Source organism: Shewanella sp. 30m-14 (assembly GCF_052977125.1).
Genome location: NZ_JBRILW010000035.1, coordinates 1 through 16,199 on the forward strand (window position 1 = coordinate 1; position 16,199 = coordinate 16,199).

The window sequence follows — 16,199 nt, forward strand, 5'->3', positions numbered from 1 at the left end:
CCCAGAACAGTAAAACCAAGGCCTCAACGGTATGCCAAAAATAAAAATGCCGTTCACCTTAAGTGAACGGCATTAACGTTAAGTGGCGTTTTTTATTCGAAGTTAGAAATCGTCTTATTTAGAACAAGCTTTCATCTATTTGCATTATCGACGCATCCCCTGTCTTCACCTGTGATAAATGATACTCGGCCTTAGCCAATAGCTTATCAAAGTAAAAACGCCCAAGATGTGCTTTTTGTAGCTTAAAGTTTTCATCTTCATGATCATGTGCCGCATCATTCATCGCTAACCAGAAGCAGCCATAAAGGACATAACCAAATGCGTCGAGGTAATCGACTGCACATGAGTTAATCAAAGCTGGTTGACTTAATTTATTGTCATTAACTTGATTCGCCACCTCTAGTAGCTGTTCGAGTAATGCCAATAGTGTTGCTTTATCGCCATCGGCAACATGAGCATACCCATTAATTTTAGCGATCTGCTCTGCAACAAATTCAGATAAAGCGGCGACGTTATCACCCGTTACTTTACGACCTAAGAAATCAATCGCTTGAATGCCGTTGGTGCCTTCGTAGATCTGGGCAATTCGGGTATCACGCACTAATTGTTCAATGCCTGTCTCACGGATGTAACCATGGCCACCAAATACCTGTTGCGCCATAATCGCAGCATCAAGACCTCGATCACTTAAAAACGCTTTTGATACTGGTGTTAACAATCCAACATAACGACTAGCCTTCGCCTTAGCATCACTATCATCTGAATACTTGGCTAAATCGAGTTGTTGCCCGGTATATACAGATAATGCACGTCCCGCTTCAGTTAACGTACGGATCGTTAACAACATTCGCCTGACATCACCGTGAACAATAATAGGGTCGCTTGCAGCGCCTGTCGGCGAGCCACCAGCCGCTACACCTTGGGTGCGCTCTTTAGCGTATTCAGCAGCCATTTGGTAAGCCGCTTGTGACGTCCCTAAACCTTGTATACCAATAGCCAAACGTTCATAGTTCATCATGGTGAACATGCATACTAAACCACGATTAGCTCTGCCGATAAGGTAACCTTCTGCATCGTCAAAATTCATCACACACGTTGCAGAACCTTTAAGCCCCATCTTGTGTTCGATAGAACCGACAGTCACGCCATTGGCTTCACCTAGAGTATTGTCCGCATTCACTTTAATCTTTGGCACTAAAAACAATGAAATGCCACTGGTATTGGGTAATTTGGCGAGTACTAAGTGAATAACGTTTTCAGTTAAATCATGATCTCCACCAGTAATGAAAATCTTGCTACCCGTGATCTGATAGCTGCCATCATCATTAGGAACAGCCTTAGTTCTAATGTTCCGCAGATCTGAACCCGCTTGAGGCTCTGTCATATCCATGGCGCCAGACCATTCGCCGCTGTATAGCATAGGCAGATACTGCTGCTTAATCTCTTCGCTGCCATGGGCATGAATAGCTAGTGCTGCACCAGCGGTTAATGAACCATATAGAGTAAACGCGTTACATGCGCTATAAGCCATTTCATCGACTAGTACACCGAGCATCTTAGGCATGCCCATGCCACCTAGCTCAGGATCACCACATAGCCCTACCCAGCCACCTTCAGCGTATTGGTCATATACCGCTTTATAGCCATCAGGTGTGATCACCCTATCAGCTTCGTGCCGAACACCTTGCTCATCACCGCTACGGTTAATAGGATGGATTAATTCGCGGCTAATCTTATCTGCTTCATCTAAAATTGCTGCTGCAGTATCCATATCGACAGTCTCGGCCATTGCTGGCATCTCAGACCACGTTTTTGGGGCGTCAAAGACTTTCTCAAGAAGAAAACGCATTTCTGCTAATGGGGCGTTATACGGGTTCATATCGGACTCTTAAACAATGGATTTAAACAGTTGTTTCAAATCTATCAGAAGTCGCAGCAAATGACACCCTTTTAGCGTAAATCTTTTAGCTTACTTGCATTCGTATTTACCTTATTTGTCACCTTAGTTTTATCGACAACTGAGAGTAAACATTAAAGGTCGACATATTTCACCTCTTGTATTGCGACTGTACAATTTGCTTCAGCTTTTTATGAGACAAATATCATTCCATATCTAAATACTATATCTTTGCAATCATTGACTAATATTTAATTATCGGTTTCGACTAATACATACTTTTTGCGATGGAGCCAACATGATCACAGCGTATTGCTACCAACAACAGCAAGTCACTACAACAACTCTTAATATTGACGAACCTTTACCAGAAACAACAATATGGTTAGACATTTATCGACCCATTGAAGCAGAAAGACTTTGGTTGGCTAGCTTTTCTACTGACGAGGTACCAGATAGAGAAGATAGGAATGAAATTGAGGACTCTTCACGTTTTTACCAAAATAAAGATGGTTTACACGTTAACTCATTATTTAGTCAAAAGTCTGCACAGACACTAAGCTCTATTAATATTTATTTTAACCTTAGAGCAGACTTATTGATCACCATCAGAGATGATGATCAGCGTTTGATAGACTCATTAGCCACAAACCTTCAAAAGTCTTCCGTCCCTGTTACACCCCAGCAATTATTCATTCAGTTATTTAAAATGAAAGTCGACCATTTAGCCGATCTCATTGAAGATACTTACAGCGCTTTGGAAAATATTGGCCATGAAGTCTTCGAAAAAGACCGTATCGATGAGGTGTTTAAACTGATCACTATAAGAGAAGACACTAATGGTAAAGTTCGTTTGAATTTACTTGATACTCAACGTGCACTGAATTACATGCTGCGTGTTTACCAACAAAACCTGTCTAGTGAAGAAACTAAAGACATCGGTAATATGCTGTCTGATATATCTTCATTGATCCCGCATACTCAGTTTCTTTTTGAAAAGCTAAACTTTTTGATGGATGCTGCTATGGGCTTTACGGGTTTGCAGCAAAACAAAATCAGTAAAATATTTTCCGTTGCCGCGGTAGTGTTTCTCCCGCCAACATTGATAGCAAGTACCTATGGTATGAATTTTGACAATATGCCTGAGGTACATTGGCATTATGGCTACCCCTGGTCCATAGCGCTTATGTTTGCCAGTGCGGCTGCAACCTTTTGGTTTTTTAAGATAAAGCGTTGGCTATAATATTTTTGTCGCTTTATTGTAAAGAATCACGTTTAAAATCATTGTTTTTAGATGCAAAAACGCCACGTTTAATGGTGGCGTTAAAGGCTAGTGTTATCAGCTAGTGGCATGAATTGTAACAACTGCAGCGATGACTGGAGATGAAAATCGCCAAATTATTCCAAGTATTAAGCAAACTTACTTCTGAAAGCAAAGTAAACGGCTCCGACTAAACAAAGCCCTGCCCATAGATAATCTAACTTTAATGGCTCTCTTAAATAAAATACCGAGAACGGGACAAATACCATCAAGGTAATCACTTCTTGCAGAATTTTTAACTGTCCGACATTTAACTCCGTATAGCCAATTCGATTAGCTGGAACTTGAAGTAAGTATTCAAACAGCGCAATTCCCCAGCTAATGAGTGCAGCAATAATCCATGGTTTATTGTTCAGCTCTTTTAAGTGAGCATACCAGGCAAATGTCATAAAAATATTGCTGCAAACAAGCAAAGAGATACTGATAAATATGGGGTTCATGGCCGATTAGACTCACGCTATAGGCTCATCAATTGACATCACTGATGAGGGGTACTGAAAATGATGGCGCATTCTACTGATAGGCATTTAAGACGTAAATCTTTATTTGTTAAATCTACTGAAAAGCGAAGGTAAAGCTCCTGCAACCTACATGTTTTGAACATAAAAAAGCCCGGTTACACCCGGGCTTAACGTTTAAAGTTAGATTTCAATAATTAATCTAGAACAAAGATGTTGCTACTGTCATTTAAGCTAAGCACGCCAATGCATTGATTTTCACTATCCGTTACCATCATTCGGTCACCAATCGTCCAGAAATCTGCTGTGTACATTTCATTTTCGCCAAGTGTCGCATAGTTATTACTTAAGTTTGGTTGACCAGAATCATAGTCTACCCAGTATAAGTTATAAGGCGTTGTTGACGTATTTGCTACGATAAACTCCGGAGCATATTCAGACTCTCTAGTATATGGCACAGCAAGATCACAACTGCCTATCTCTGCAGTAGCAGCTGGGATCTCGACTTCATCAACAGCTCCCACCACATGCTCAGCTTTAATTTCGAATTGGTTATTTTCATCATTTAAAATCGCCACACTGAGGCAGTTATCAGTCTTATCGGTTAACATCACCCTCTCGCCAATGTACCAGTATTCAGGTGTAAAGCTATCACCTTGTGCTAGCGTCATGTATGAACCACCTGATTTATCAGCTTTTGTGGTACTTAACCAATACACTTTAACTTCTGTATCGGTAGTATTTGTTATCGCCACGTCTTCAGCATAATCATAAGAAGTACGGTAGGTTTCTGCCAGACTACAAGTGCCGAGTATTCCCTTCTCTGGCCAATGTGGTAAATAAGGTTCTTCAATTGCATTTAAAGGCTGCTGCTCCGGCAACGAAACACTGCAATCATTTCCTGCACAAGCTGAAAGATATAGGTCAACAATATCACCGCCCACAAAGTCAGAACCAATAGTAATAAAATACTGACCGGCATCAGGGGAATCTATAATACAAGTTTCTTCATTCGAGTCAGCCGTTTCAGAACGACAAGTGACTTGTGAAGTTAAACTTGGGTGTGCAGCAGAAGCATAGTTAACCCACATATCAACATTACCCGAACCGCCTTGGGTGCTGAACTTGAGTGAGTCTGTTCCATCTGCAACCTCAACTGAGTATAACCAGCCTCCTCGACCGTTAATCGAGGCATATTCACCTAGTGATAATGCAGTATCACTGGCGGCAAATTGTTCAGTGAGTGTTTGTTGGTACCAAGTCACGAACTCTTGCTGGTGACTACTGGCAATTTCTTGCAATAAAGTATTAAATACCTCCCAGTTACCCGCACGCATTTCAGTGAGCATAGAGGTAACACGAGCAGGCTGGGTTTCAATCAAAAAGGCTACGGCTAATTTACCCCACGAATAGCTATTACTCTCACCGTCAAAGATCTGTTGTAAAGTGTAAGTCGTGTCTTCATTGGCAGTTACAATACTTTGGTATTGTTTTTGATAGAAGGTACCTATGTATTCAGCTAAGCCCTCGCTCCACCACGCCATATCTGATTTATATGCGCCTTCTTTGTTATACCGGGCATCTAACGCATGAATGTACTCATGGCTTAAAGAGCGAATAACATTACGTCCACCGCTCCACTCTAGCGCGTTAAAAGTGAGAATAGTTGAGTCATGCCACCACTCAGTTGGAGAGGTTTCGAAATAAATCCCGCTTGAGTTACTCGTATCAAATAGATGCTCTGCCCAAGCGGCGTAATTTGATAAGCTACTAAATATATTAATGTTAGTGACTTCATTCAAATCATTATCTACCGGTATACCAAACTCTGGGGCAATGTTAGCGCCCAGTACAGTGTCGAATTTTTGCTTAGTTTCAGTCACAATTTCACATGCTTCTTGTACTTGTGTTGCTGTTAACTTTTGGCTGCGGATCCTGACTGACTCGTTACACAAAAGGCTATGCTGAAATAATGATGCTGTAGCAAGAATGGATGCATCGACTGTCGGTTTATCTGAATTAGCATCAACAACAATATGATAACGACCAGGTTGAATATCATCGATTATGCACGTTTCGTTATAATCTGAAGCATTGTAAGAAACACAGTCAAACTCGCCATTCTCACCTGTAGTTGCAGTGCTTTCGTAACGAACATAAATATCTGGATCGCCTAAATTCTCATTTTCAATACCGCTAAATAAGCTGATCAACAATGTTGGAGCTGCGGTCTCAACATCAACATAAAAAGAAAGCGGTTCGTTGGTATTAATATGCTCTTTTACAGAATCTAACGTTAACGCTTCGCCGATAATGGTTTCAACTGGTGCCGGGCTTGGCTCAATGAGTTCTAACACTTCGTCTTTAGGATCACTACCGCAAGCTGATAAACTAAGTGCAACCACTAAACTTAATGGTTTTAAAATATGGGTGCGGCTAACACTCCTTGTTTGGTAACTATGGTTCATATCCACTCCTAACACTGTTTTTATTTTTTTGATGGCTGTTTGAATAGATGAAATACCCTTTCAGCTATTTGAAATGCTTAACGCAACAAAAATGTAACAAATGATATACAGTATTCAAAGTGAAACAATTTCAACTTGAATTGAAGTAAATAGGCAAATATCAGACATAAAAAAGGCCGCAACGAAAAATTGCGACCTTTAAATGAACGAGGCTATGTCAATGGGTAAATATACAGTAATGCTTACCACATAAGATCGTCTGGAATAACATAATCTGCATACGGATCATCTTCTTCTACAATCTCTGTATTATCTTCTTGAGACCATAAGTAGCCAATCCAAGTAGGTACAAGAAGGTTCACTCGTTCAGCCAGCTTATGCGGTACTAAGTAACTCACCTCTTCGTGTCTGACAATACCTAAATGGCCGTTAAGCAATTCACTTTGCATTTTCTCATTTACATAAAGTGAGAAGATTTTATTTTCAAAAGTGAAGTTAAACTTAATTTCAGCATCTTTTGGCGGCTTAATAACACAATTTCTAAATTCTGTTACCAATCCACGTACTAAACCTTTCTCAGACGCTTCTGCAAAACGTTGCTCGTTCAGTTGCTTATCTTTATCAATCTGAGCTTGTTTTTTAGCTGCTATTTCTTGTTTCAGTGTATCAGAGCCATCGTCGACTTTAGCCTTTCTATCGCGACGCTTCTGAGTTTTAGTATCTCTAACTTTTTGCTTACTGACTAAGCCAGCTTTTAACAACTGCTCTTGAAATGGATTTGCCATAACTATAAATCTCTAATTTAACGATTACTCTTAATCGACTTATTCTTTTACATAATTGCGTTTAGCTAATTGCCCTATCTCGGCAATAGCCGCGCCCGCACCACCTAGAGACCATCCACCATCAACAGGTAAAACAGTACCCGTAATGTAGGACGCCATGTCAGATGCTAGAAATAGTGCCGCATTGGCAATATCATCACAACTGCCGTTACGTCTTAAAGGCACGCCTTTAGCAACATGAGCTTGTAACTCGGCGGTAGGGGCTAACCTATCAAAGCCTTCCGTTCCTGCAATCGGCCCAGGAACAATTGAGTTGATCCTAATGCCCTTGCAGCCCCACTCTATCGCCAATGTCTTGGTCAGCATATCGACCCCAGCTTTAGCCGCGCAAACATGCACCTGCATTGGCATGGGTACATAAGCTTGTGGTGCAGAGATCTGAATGATGGCGCCGCCCTGCTCTTTAATCAGTGCAAAGCCTTGCTTAAGCACCTGAAAGCTACCTAAAAGGTCTATGTCCATGACTGACTTAAAACCATTCTCTGACAGGTTCTCTGCCGATGATGGGAAGTTACCCGCAGCGCCACTGACTAAGACATCAATATGAACAAATGTATCAGCAATTACAGCAAAGCCCAGTTTCAATGCTTCGAGATCTCTTACGTCAAAACAAACACCGAAATGCTTTCCTTCTGGATTAGCGAGTTTTAATTGCTCAACAGCGGCATCGACTTTAGTTGCGCTGCGACTCGCCACTGCCACATTTGCACCGGCTTGAGAGAAGCGAATAGCGATACCTAAGTTTATGCCACTGGTACCGCCAACAACGACAACATTCTTTCCTTGATAGCTAAACATGGTCACTTCTCCTCATTAAGTTTATTTCAAACCAGTAAATAACAATTTGAAACTAACCTACAAGGCGAAAGCTAATTATGCAATCGTTTGATAGATTGCTTGCAATGCCTTAAGCGGATCTGCTGCTTTTGTAATTGGACGGCCAATCACTAAATAATCAGAACCTGCAGCAAGCGCTTCAGCGGGTGTCATCACTCGATGTTGATCGCCTTTGTCAGAACCCGCAGGGCGAATACCCGGTGTGATGAGTTTGAAGTCATCACCGAACGTAGCCTTTAATATGCTAGATTCCTGTGCTGAACAAACTACACCATCAAGACCAGCTTGTTTAGTCAACGCCGCTAAGCGTAAAACATGTTCTGAAGCCGGTACATTGATGCCAAGTAGCTTCAGCTCTTCATCGCTCATTGATGTTAATACCGTCACAGCGATTAACAAAGGCGCGTTATCACCGTAGGGTTCTAGTGCACGCTTAGCAGCTTGCATCATTGCGAGTCCACCTGATGCATGGATGTTCGTCATCCAAACGCCAAGCTCTGCAGCTGCAGTTACCGCTTTAGCGACTGTGTTTGGTATGTCGTGAAACTTAAGATCCAGGAACAAATCAAAGCCACGATTATGAATGTCAGTAACTAATTGTGGGCCAAACAGCGTAAACATCTCTTTGCCGACTTTCAGTCTGCACATGTCCGGGTCTAATTGATCGATAAGCTGCAAAGCATCATTTTTATTATCGTAGTCTAGGGCAACTAAAATAGGCTTGTCAGTCATTGTTTCTCCAATCGCTTTGCGGTGTAAGTTGTATTATTTTTTGTTGGTCAATCAGCAGCACTAACGGTTATTCACCGTCTAGGCCTCTAATCCTTTTTATACTCCCCCAATGCTTACATGAGGGGCAATGCCAATATAGCCTATGGGATGGGAAGCCACATTCTCTGCAGCGATATCCAGGTCTATATTTAATCTGTTGCTCTACTAACTGCTCAAGCATGGTCAAACTCTGTTTGGCTTGTCCTTCTTCAGCTTGCTGTAGATGCATTTTCATAAGGTGCTGAAAGCTTTTCATCGTCGGATGCCTAATCAGGCCTTCCATGATTAATTTTTCTGCGTCTTTGGGATGACCTTGCTCAATCATGTGCTGAGCAAGGGTTATGGTTATACTGGCACCAGCACCATTCTCTATTGCTTCTCTTAGAAGCTCTTGATAACCGCTGCTATCATTGGTCACTAAGTAGGCTTGTTTTGCTATTGCTAATGCATCAGGCAAAAAATCGATATCAGTGGTGAGCAATTTCTCTATGCTTTGCTTGCATGCCTTAAACTCTTCTTGCTTTAAGTATTGCTCCGCAAGTGCTAACAAGGCTCGTGCACATCGACTATCTTGCTTAATCGCTAGCTGAAGGTTCTTAAGTTTTAATGCGACATCTTCAGTCTCGTCGGCGAGTTCACAGTAAAAATGCGCAGTATCGTGTTTAAGGTCGTGCTGACGTTTACGCTTCAACTTCTTGATAATATCTATCGCTTTTTGCCAATCTTTGGTCACTTGATAGATAGCAATCAGTTGAGTTTCAGCTTCTTCACTATGATCGTCCTGATTAACGAGATTGATAAAGATCTCTTCTGCTCTGTCATAAAAACCTGCAGCGAGATAATCCTTACCCAGTTCCATCATGGCTAGATCTCGTTGCTCAGTGGTGAGGCTTGGTCTTGCGATAAGGTTTTGATGAATGCGGATCGAGCGATCTACTTCGCCTCGCTTTCTAAATAGCGAACCTAAGGAGAGATGGGTATCAATAGTGTCATCGTCTACATCAAGCATGCTGATAAACAAATCAACCGCTTTATCTGATTCGTTCGACAAAAGAAAGTTAAGCCCTGTGAAGTAGTCACGACTTAGCTGCTTTCTTTGATTTGTCTGTTTTTGCCTGACACTTCTGCGTCCCATATACCAACCATACCCGGCAGCTATAGGAAGAAGCAGAAAGAGGATCTCTAACATATTAAGCGTCTACTTCTTTGTCTGCGCTTGGATTAACAACCATGGTCTTAACTTTAGATTCAGTTGCTTGATTTAATTCTTGTTTCTCTTGAGCGTTGTGCAACTTTTTATTCGCACGACGTAGGGCTAATTTAAGACCCGCGATATGGTACATGGCAAATATCCAGCTCACTAGAAAGCCAGCTAAAAACACAAATGCAAGAACCACAGGTAATCTAAATTCACCTTGAGCAACAAAGTAACTAATTGTCACGACTTGTTCGTTACGAGCACCAAAAATAAGCGCTAAGAAAAAAAATGCAGCGACTAAAAAGGCAATGATAAATGACTTCACGTTAAGCTCCATGAACGCGTTGGTAAGCTTTGATTATCTAAGAAAATGAGTAAACTAGCTAGTTATACCTAAGTTTTAGGTATAAAAAAGCCTCCTAATGGAGGCTTTTAATACGATGTAAATTACGCGTTGATTGCATCAACACGTTCGCGCAGTTCTTTGCCTGGCTTAAAGTGCGGTACATACTTGCCTTCCAATTCGACTGAAGTACCAGTCTTTGGGTTACGGCCAGTGCGTGGTGCACGATAATGAAGTGAGAAACTACCAAATCCACGGATCTCTATACGATCTCCAGTTTCCAATGTATCAGCCATTTGCTCCAACATTTCTTTGATAGCGGCTTCCACTTCTTTCGCAGACAGCTGCGACTGCCTAGTGGCAAGTTTTTCGATTAGCTCGGACTTAGTCATCCTATACCCTCTATTATCAAGCCAAATACAGTCACCTTTTAGGGGTGCAAGCACCCCTGAACGTCAAGGCGATTATTTACGAGCTGCTTTGAACGCTTCAGCCATAGCGCTGCTCATTACAGCGTCATCTTGGCTGTTCAAGCTAGCCATTGCTTCTTTCTCTTCAGCTTCATCTTTCGCACGGATAGATAGGCTGATAGTGCGGTTCTTACGATCCACACCCATGAACTTAGACTCGACTTTGTCACCTACAGAGTAAACTGTTGATGCATCTTCGATACGCTCACGAGAGATATCTGAAACGCGAAGGTAACCTTCAACAGTCTCAGCTAGTTCAATTGTAACACCTTTTGCGTCAACTGCAGTAACAACACCATTTACTACAACACCTTTCTTCTTATCAGCAAGGTATGCGTTGAATGGATCGTCTTCAGTTTGCTTAACGCCTAAACTGATGCGCTCGCGCTCTGGGTCTACAGAAAGAACTACAGCGTGGATTTCATCGCCTTTCTTGTATTCAGAAACTGCATCTTCGCCAGTACCGTTCCAAGAAATGTCAGAAAGGTGAACTAGACCGTCGATGCCGCCGTCAAGACCGATGAAGATACCGAAGTCAGTGATTGACTTGATCTTACCAGAAACCTTGTCGCCTTTGTTGAAACGCTCAGCGAAATCATCCCATGGGTTAACTTTACATTGCTTAAGACCTAGAGAAATACGACGACGCTCTTCATCGATGTCAAGAACTAGAACTTCAACTTCATCACCTAGGTTAACAACCTTAGATGGGTGGATGTTCTTGTTAGTCCAATCCATTTCAGAAACGTGAACAAGACCTTCAACGCCTTCTTCAATTTCAACGAAACAACCGTAGTCAGTTAGGTTAGTTACGCGACCAGTCAAACGTGTGTTTTCTGGGTAGCGCTTGCTGATTTCTAACCATGGATCTTCGCCAAGTTGCTTAAGACCTAGTGATACGCGTGTACGCTCACGGTCATACTTAAGAACTTTAACGTTGATTTCGTCACCAACATTAACGATTTCAGATGGGTGCTTAACACGCTTCCAAGCCATATCAGTGATATGTAGAAGACCGTCAACACCACCAAGATCAACGAATGCACCGTAGTCAGTAAGGTTCTTAACGATACCCTTAACTGCTTGACCTTCTTGAAGGTTCTCAAGAAGAGCATCACGCTCTGCACTGCTTTCTGATTCGATAACTGCACGACGAGAAACAACAACGTTGTTACGCTTCTGGTCAAGCTTGATAACTTTGAATTCTAATTCTTTGTTTTCTAGGTGAGCTGTATCGCGAACTGGGCGAACGTCAACTAGAGAACCTGGTAGGAATGCACGGATACCGTTTAATTCAACAGTGAAACCGCCTTTAACCTTACCATTGATGATACCGATTACAGTTTCAGCATCTTCGTACGCTTTTTCTAGAACGATCCAAGCTTCGTGACGCTTAGCTTTCTCACGAGAAAGTTGAGTCTCACCGAAACCATCTTCTACAGAGTCAAGTGCTACGTCAACTTCGTCGCCAACTGCGATTTCTAGAGCGCCTTGAGCGTTCTTGAACTGTTCAGCTGGGATTGGGCTTTCAGACTTAAGACCTGCGTCAACAAGTACCATACCGTTTTCGATGGCTACAACTACACCACGTACGATAGAACCTGGACGGAACTCTAGAGTTTCAAGGGATTGTTCAAATAGATCAGCAAAAGATTCAGTCATGTTTAAGTTACTTTCTTTAATAAACCACGGACCATCCTGGACGTGGAGTCAGTATAATAATTCATCTCATCCATGTGACGAATAGTTAAGTACCCGCTTACGCTGGTACTTGGAGCTTTTGATGAATATGCGTTAGTGCTAAGTCCAACACATCTTCAATATTAATGTTAGTCGTATCGATAATCAGTGCGTCTTCGGCAGGTACCAAAGGAGCGACACTACGATTCATATCGCGGTCGTCACGCTCTTTTATCTCAGACAAAAGTTGATCGATATTAACATCGAAGCCCTTGTCCTGCAACTGATTATAGCGCCTTTGCGCCCTTTCTTCCGCCGTTGCTGTCAAATACAATTTAGCTGGCGTAGCTGGAAATACGATCGTTCCCATATCACGGCCGTCAGCAATCAAGCCTGGTGCTTCTGCAAATGCACGCTGACGACGCAATAGCGCTTCCCTAACTCGTGGGAATGCCGCAACTTTTGATGCCGCGTTAGAGCATTCTTGGCTGCGGATGGTTATTGATACATCCTCACCCTCTAAAACGACTTTAATCCCTTTAGCTTCATTACCCGTCACAAACTGCACATCTAAATGTGCGGCAAGTAAGGTTAACGACTCTTCATTATCTAGTTCTACGTTGTGATGAATAGCGGCTAAGGCTAATACACGGTAAATCGCACCACTATCGAGTAACTTGTAGCCTAATCGCTCAGCAAGTAACTGACTAATAGTACCTTTTCCCGCACCGCTTGGGCCGTCAACAGTGACAACAGGCGCCCTTTCTGACATAAAATCCTCCACAAGAAATTCCATCTTCCTTGATATAACCGAAAAATGAGCGCGCGCATTATAAACCATGTAAGTTTAGAAAGCGGCAAAAAATTCAAATATTCGGGAACTTGGTTCAGCAAATCTTCAGGTTAGCCAAGGTTAACCTGAAGCGTATTACTGCTTGTTGGGGTAACGCTTATCTAGCAAGCGCGTTAAATTGTTTGAAATAATCTGGGAATGTCTTAGAGGTACATTCAGGCTCATTAATGGTGATCCCGCAATCCGCAAACGCCATCATAGAGAAACACATCGCCATTCGGTGATCATTATAGGTATCAATTGCTGCAGTATTTAGCTTAGCGGGTGGCGTTACGCTGATATAGTCATGTCCTTCATCGACTATAGCACCGACCTTTCGCAGTTCAGTTGCCATTGCCGCTAAACGGTCGGTTTCTTTAATCCGCCAATTATAAATATTACGAATACGGGTTGTACCGGTCGCAAACAGTGCCGCCGTCGCAATTGTCATTGCTGCGTCTGGTATATGGTTCATATCAAGATCAACTGCTGTTAGCTTAGCTTGACGAGCAATAATATAATCATCGCCCCACTCTATCTCAGCCCCCATTTTTTCGAGTACGTCTGCAAACTTAACATCACCTTGAATGCTGAGCTTGCCTACACCTGTGACCTTAACTTCTCCACCTTGAATCGCACCGGCGGCAAGAAAATAAGAAGCCGATGACGCGTCACCTTCAACCAGTACTTTGCCTGGAGAGACATAACGTTGACCAGTCTTGATCTCAAATGAAGCGTAGTCGTTATTTGTAACCTTAACGCCAAACTGCTCCATTAAGGCTAAGGTAATATCGATATAAGGTTTTGAGACTAGCTCACCTTTAATTTGAATATTTACATCGTCTTGAGCTAGCGGTGCAACCATCAGCAGTGCGGTTAAAAACTGGCTGGACAGATCGCCAGCTATCTCAACATTGCCACCATTTAACCCCGTTGAGGTAATATGCAGTGGCGGAAAACCCTCATTTTTAAGGTAACTCACTTCGGCACCGAGTTGGCGCAGCGCATCGACCAGATCGCCAATAGGACGCTCTTCCATACGCGGCTCACCTGTTAACGTAAACTCACCTTGGCCTAATGTTAGTGCAGCACATAATGGGCGCATTGCTGTACCTGCGTTTCCTAAAAACAAGCTTTGCGGCTCACTCGCGTTTAAAGTACCGGCTAAGCCATCTAATTCACACACGGTATTGTTATTCGATAAACGATAGTTGACGCCGAGTTGCTTAAGTGAGGCCAACATATAACGAATATCGTCTGAGTCGAGTAAATTGGTGAGTGTCGTGGTTCCACTAGCGAGAGTCGCCAATAATAAAGCACGATTTGAAATGCTCTTTGAACCAGGAATATTAACCGTACCTGATACTTTTTTTATCGGCTCTAAACGTAATTGATTCATTGCGTACTTCTTATTATTACTGCAGGAGTCAAACTCGCCTGCGGGTTAACAGTAGATGTTCATGCAAGACAGCATTACTCCTAATTTGATAGGATTTAAGGTCATCACGACAAAATGACAGCCGTCTACGCGTTTGTTTGAACTTCGTAGATATAAAGTTACTCATTGCTGCGCAGGATTCAACACTTTTTTATAAAAATCATCCTTTACAAGACAAATTATACTCAAGTAGTAATAATTCACAGTTTCACTCGGCTTACAACAGCCAATTATTACCTATTAACTTTAAGTGGAATCATAATATTCCAACAACTTTCAGGATCAAAATATACCGCAATACTGTTCATCGCTAGGTTATATACGTTACTCTAAGTTAATAAAGATAATGATCAATAAAACAGCCAACAACAGAGAAGGTAAATGGAGCCATGTTCAACAAATTGACCGCTATGCCTGCCGATCCAATCCTTGGGTTACTGACTAAATATCGTGAAGATGACCATTGCCAAAAAGTAGACTTAGGTGTTGGAGTCTATAAAGATGAGTCGGGTCACACCCCAATTTTGTCTTGTGTTAAAAAAGCAGAAAAGTTTAGATTAGAGACAGAGTCAACTAAAGTTTACATCGGCCCTACAGGTTCAGGTGATTTCAACAGGTTAATTACTGAGCTCGCTTTTGGTTTAGATAACCCGGTTATTTTAGCCAACCGAGTTCGTACAGTGTCGACCCCTGGCGGTACTGGGGCACTTCGAGTTGCTGCTGATTTTATCAAGCGATGCAATCCAAATGCCATACTCTGGGTTAGCGATCCTACTTGGGCAAATCATACTGGCCTGTTTGAAGCGGCGGGGATCACAGTTAAAACCTATCCCTATTATAACTACGATACAAAGTCACTCAAGTTTGACGAGATGAAAGCCGCCTTGGCCAAGGTGAGCGAAGAAGATGTTGTGCTACTGCATGCATGCTGTCATAACCCAAGTGGTATGGACTTAAGTCCATCACAGTGGGATGAGATTATTTCACTCACCAGTCGACAAGGTTTCACTCCTCTTATCGATATGGCTTACCAGGGTTTTGGTGATGGTGTTGATGAAGATGCCTATGGCGTGCGTAAAATGGCTGCAGCGGTTAACAATATGATCCTGTGTAGTTCTTGCTCTAAGAATTTTGGCTTATACCGTGAACGAATTGGATCCTGCTCAATTATCGGCAGTGATGCAATACGCGCAGATATCGCATTTTCAGTGCTTTTGTACGTAGTACGTTGTATCTACTCAATGCCGCCAGCTCATGGCGCTGCTATTGTCGAAACCATTTTAGGTTCAGACACACTAAAACAAGAATGGTTAAACGAATTAACCGTAATGCGTGAGCGTATTAACGGTAACCGTGTAATGCTGGTTAATAAGCTTAAAGAGAAAGGCGTTCAACGTAACTTTGACTTTATCGCCAAGCAAAAAGGCATGTTCTCTTTTCTTGGGATAACCCCAACAGAGGTTGCTGAACTGCAAGAGCATTATAGCGTCTACATGGTAGACTCAAGCCGGATTAGTATTGCAGGCATTGGAACTGGGAATATTGATTACCTCGCAGAATCAATTGCGAAAGTGATTTCTTAGTATAGAGGTAAACGATTCGTTCAAGCTTGATTAAATTTAACGTGAACCTCATTAGAAC

Annotated in this window: 14 protein-coding genes; 2 read left to right on the top strand and 12 right to left on the bottom strand. The window is 42.2% G+C overall.

What is annotated here, in order from left to right:
- Positions 1-118: 118 nt before the first annotated feature.
- Positions 119-1,879: an acyl-CoA dehydrogenase family protein gene (locus tag ACVBIU_RS18950; RefSeq protein ID WP_447164530.1), complete on the bottom strand. Its 1,761-nt coding sequence runs from the start codon at positions 1,877-1,879 to the stop codon at positions 119-121.
- Positions 1,880-2,195: 316 nt separating this feature from the next.
- On the opposite strand from ACVBIU_RS18950, the gene corA reads away from it, so the two are divergent.
- The gene (corA, locus tag ACVBIU_RS18955; RefSeq protein ID WP_447159325.1) at positions 2,196-3,140 is read left to right on the top strand and encodes a magnesium/cobalt transporter CorA; all 945 of its coding nucleotides are present in this window, start codon (positions 2,196-2,198) and stop codon (positions 3,138-3,140) included.
- 167 nt (positions 3,141-3,307) lie between these two features.
- Here the strand turns inward: corA and ACVBIU_RS18960 are convergent, their stop codons facing one another.
- From ACVBIU_RS18960 to aroA, 11 genes are all read right to left on the bottom strand, one after another.
- Entirely contained in the window at positions 3,308-3,658 is a 351-nt protein-coding gene (locus ACVBIU_RS18960) for a DMT family protein (protein WP_202722221.1), read from the bottom strand.
- Between the two features lie 215 nt (positions 3,659-3,873).
- Positions 3,874-6,144, bottom strand: a complete 2,271-nt coding sequence (locus ACVBIU_RS18965) for a collagenase (protein ID WP_447164531.1) — start codon at positions 6,142-6,144, stop codon at positions 3,874-3,876.
- Positions 6,145-6,386: 242 nt separating this feature from the next.
- Entirely contained in the window at positions 6,387-6,929 is a 543-nt protein-coding gene (locus ACVBIU_RS18970) for a DUF2058 domain-containing protein (protein WP_447159327.1), read from the bottom strand.
- A gap of 39 nt (positions 6,930-6,968) precedes the next feature.
- The gene (locus ACVBIU_RS18975; RefSeq protein WP_447164532.1) at positions 6,969-7,787 is read right to left on the bottom strand and encodes an SDR family oxidoreductase; all 819 of its coding nucleotides are present in this window, start codon (positions 7,785-7,787) and stop codon (positions 6,969-6,971) included.
- 75 nt (positions 7,788-7,862) lie between these two features.
- Positions 7,863-8,558: an orotidine-5'-phosphate decarboxylase gene (gene pyrF / locus ACVBIU_RS18980; protein ID WP_447159329.1), complete on the bottom strand. Its 696-nt coding sequence runs from the start codon at positions 8,556-8,558 to the stop codon at positions 7,863-7,865.
- Between the two features lie 67 nt (positions 8,559-8,625).
- Entirely contained in the window at positions 8,626-9,786 is a 1,161-nt protein-coding gene (gene lapB / locus ACVBIU_RS18985; RefSeq protein WP_447159330.1) for a lipopolysaccharide assembly protein LapB, read from the bottom strand.
- A 1-nt stretch (position 9,787) separates the two neighbouring features.
- Positions 9,788-10,120, bottom strand: coding sequence for a LapA family protein (locus tag ACVBIU_RS18990; RefSeq protein WP_447159331.1), 333 nt, complete (start codon positions 10,118-10,120; stop codon positions 9,788-9,790).
- A 122-nt stretch (positions 10,121-10,242) separates the two neighbouring features.
- Positions 10,243-10,530, bottom strand: coding sequence for an integration host factor subunit beta (ihfB, locus tag ACVBIU_RS18995; protein ID WP_447159332.1), 288 nt, complete (start codon positions 10,528-10,530; stop codon positions 10,243-10,245).
- A gap of 72 nt (positions 10,531-10,602) precedes the next feature.
- Entirely contained in the window at positions 10,603-12,270 is a 1,668-nt protein-coding gene (gene rpsA / locus ACVBIU_RS19000) for a 30S ribosomal protein S1 (RefSeq protein WP_447159333.1), read from the bottom strand.
- Between the two features lie 97 nt (positions 12,271-12,367).
- Positions 12,368-13,060, bottom strand: coding sequence for a (d)CMP kinase (gene cmk / locus ACVBIU_RS19005; protein WP_447159334.1), 693 nt, complete (start codon positions 13,058-13,060; stop codon positions 12,368-12,370).
- A 178-nt stretch (positions 13,061-13,238) separates the two neighbouring features.
- Entirely contained in the window at positions 13,239-14,519 is a 1,281-nt protein-coding gene (aroA, locus tag ACVBIU_RS19010) for a 3-phosphoshikimate 1-carboxyvinyltransferase (RefSeq protein WP_447159335.1), read from the bottom strand.
- A 428-nt stretch (positions 14,520-14,947) separates the two neighbouring features.
- Between aroA and ACVBIU_RS19015 the strand changes: the two genes are divergently transcribed.
- Positions 14,948-16,141 carry an amino acid aminotransferase gene (locus tag ACVBIU_RS19015; protein ID WP_447159336.1) on the top strand — a complete coding sequence of 398 codons (1,194 nt, stop codon included), beginning with the start codon at positions 14,948-14,950 and terminating at the stop codon, positions 16,139-16,141.
- Positions 16,142-16,199 lie beyond the last annotated feature (58 nt).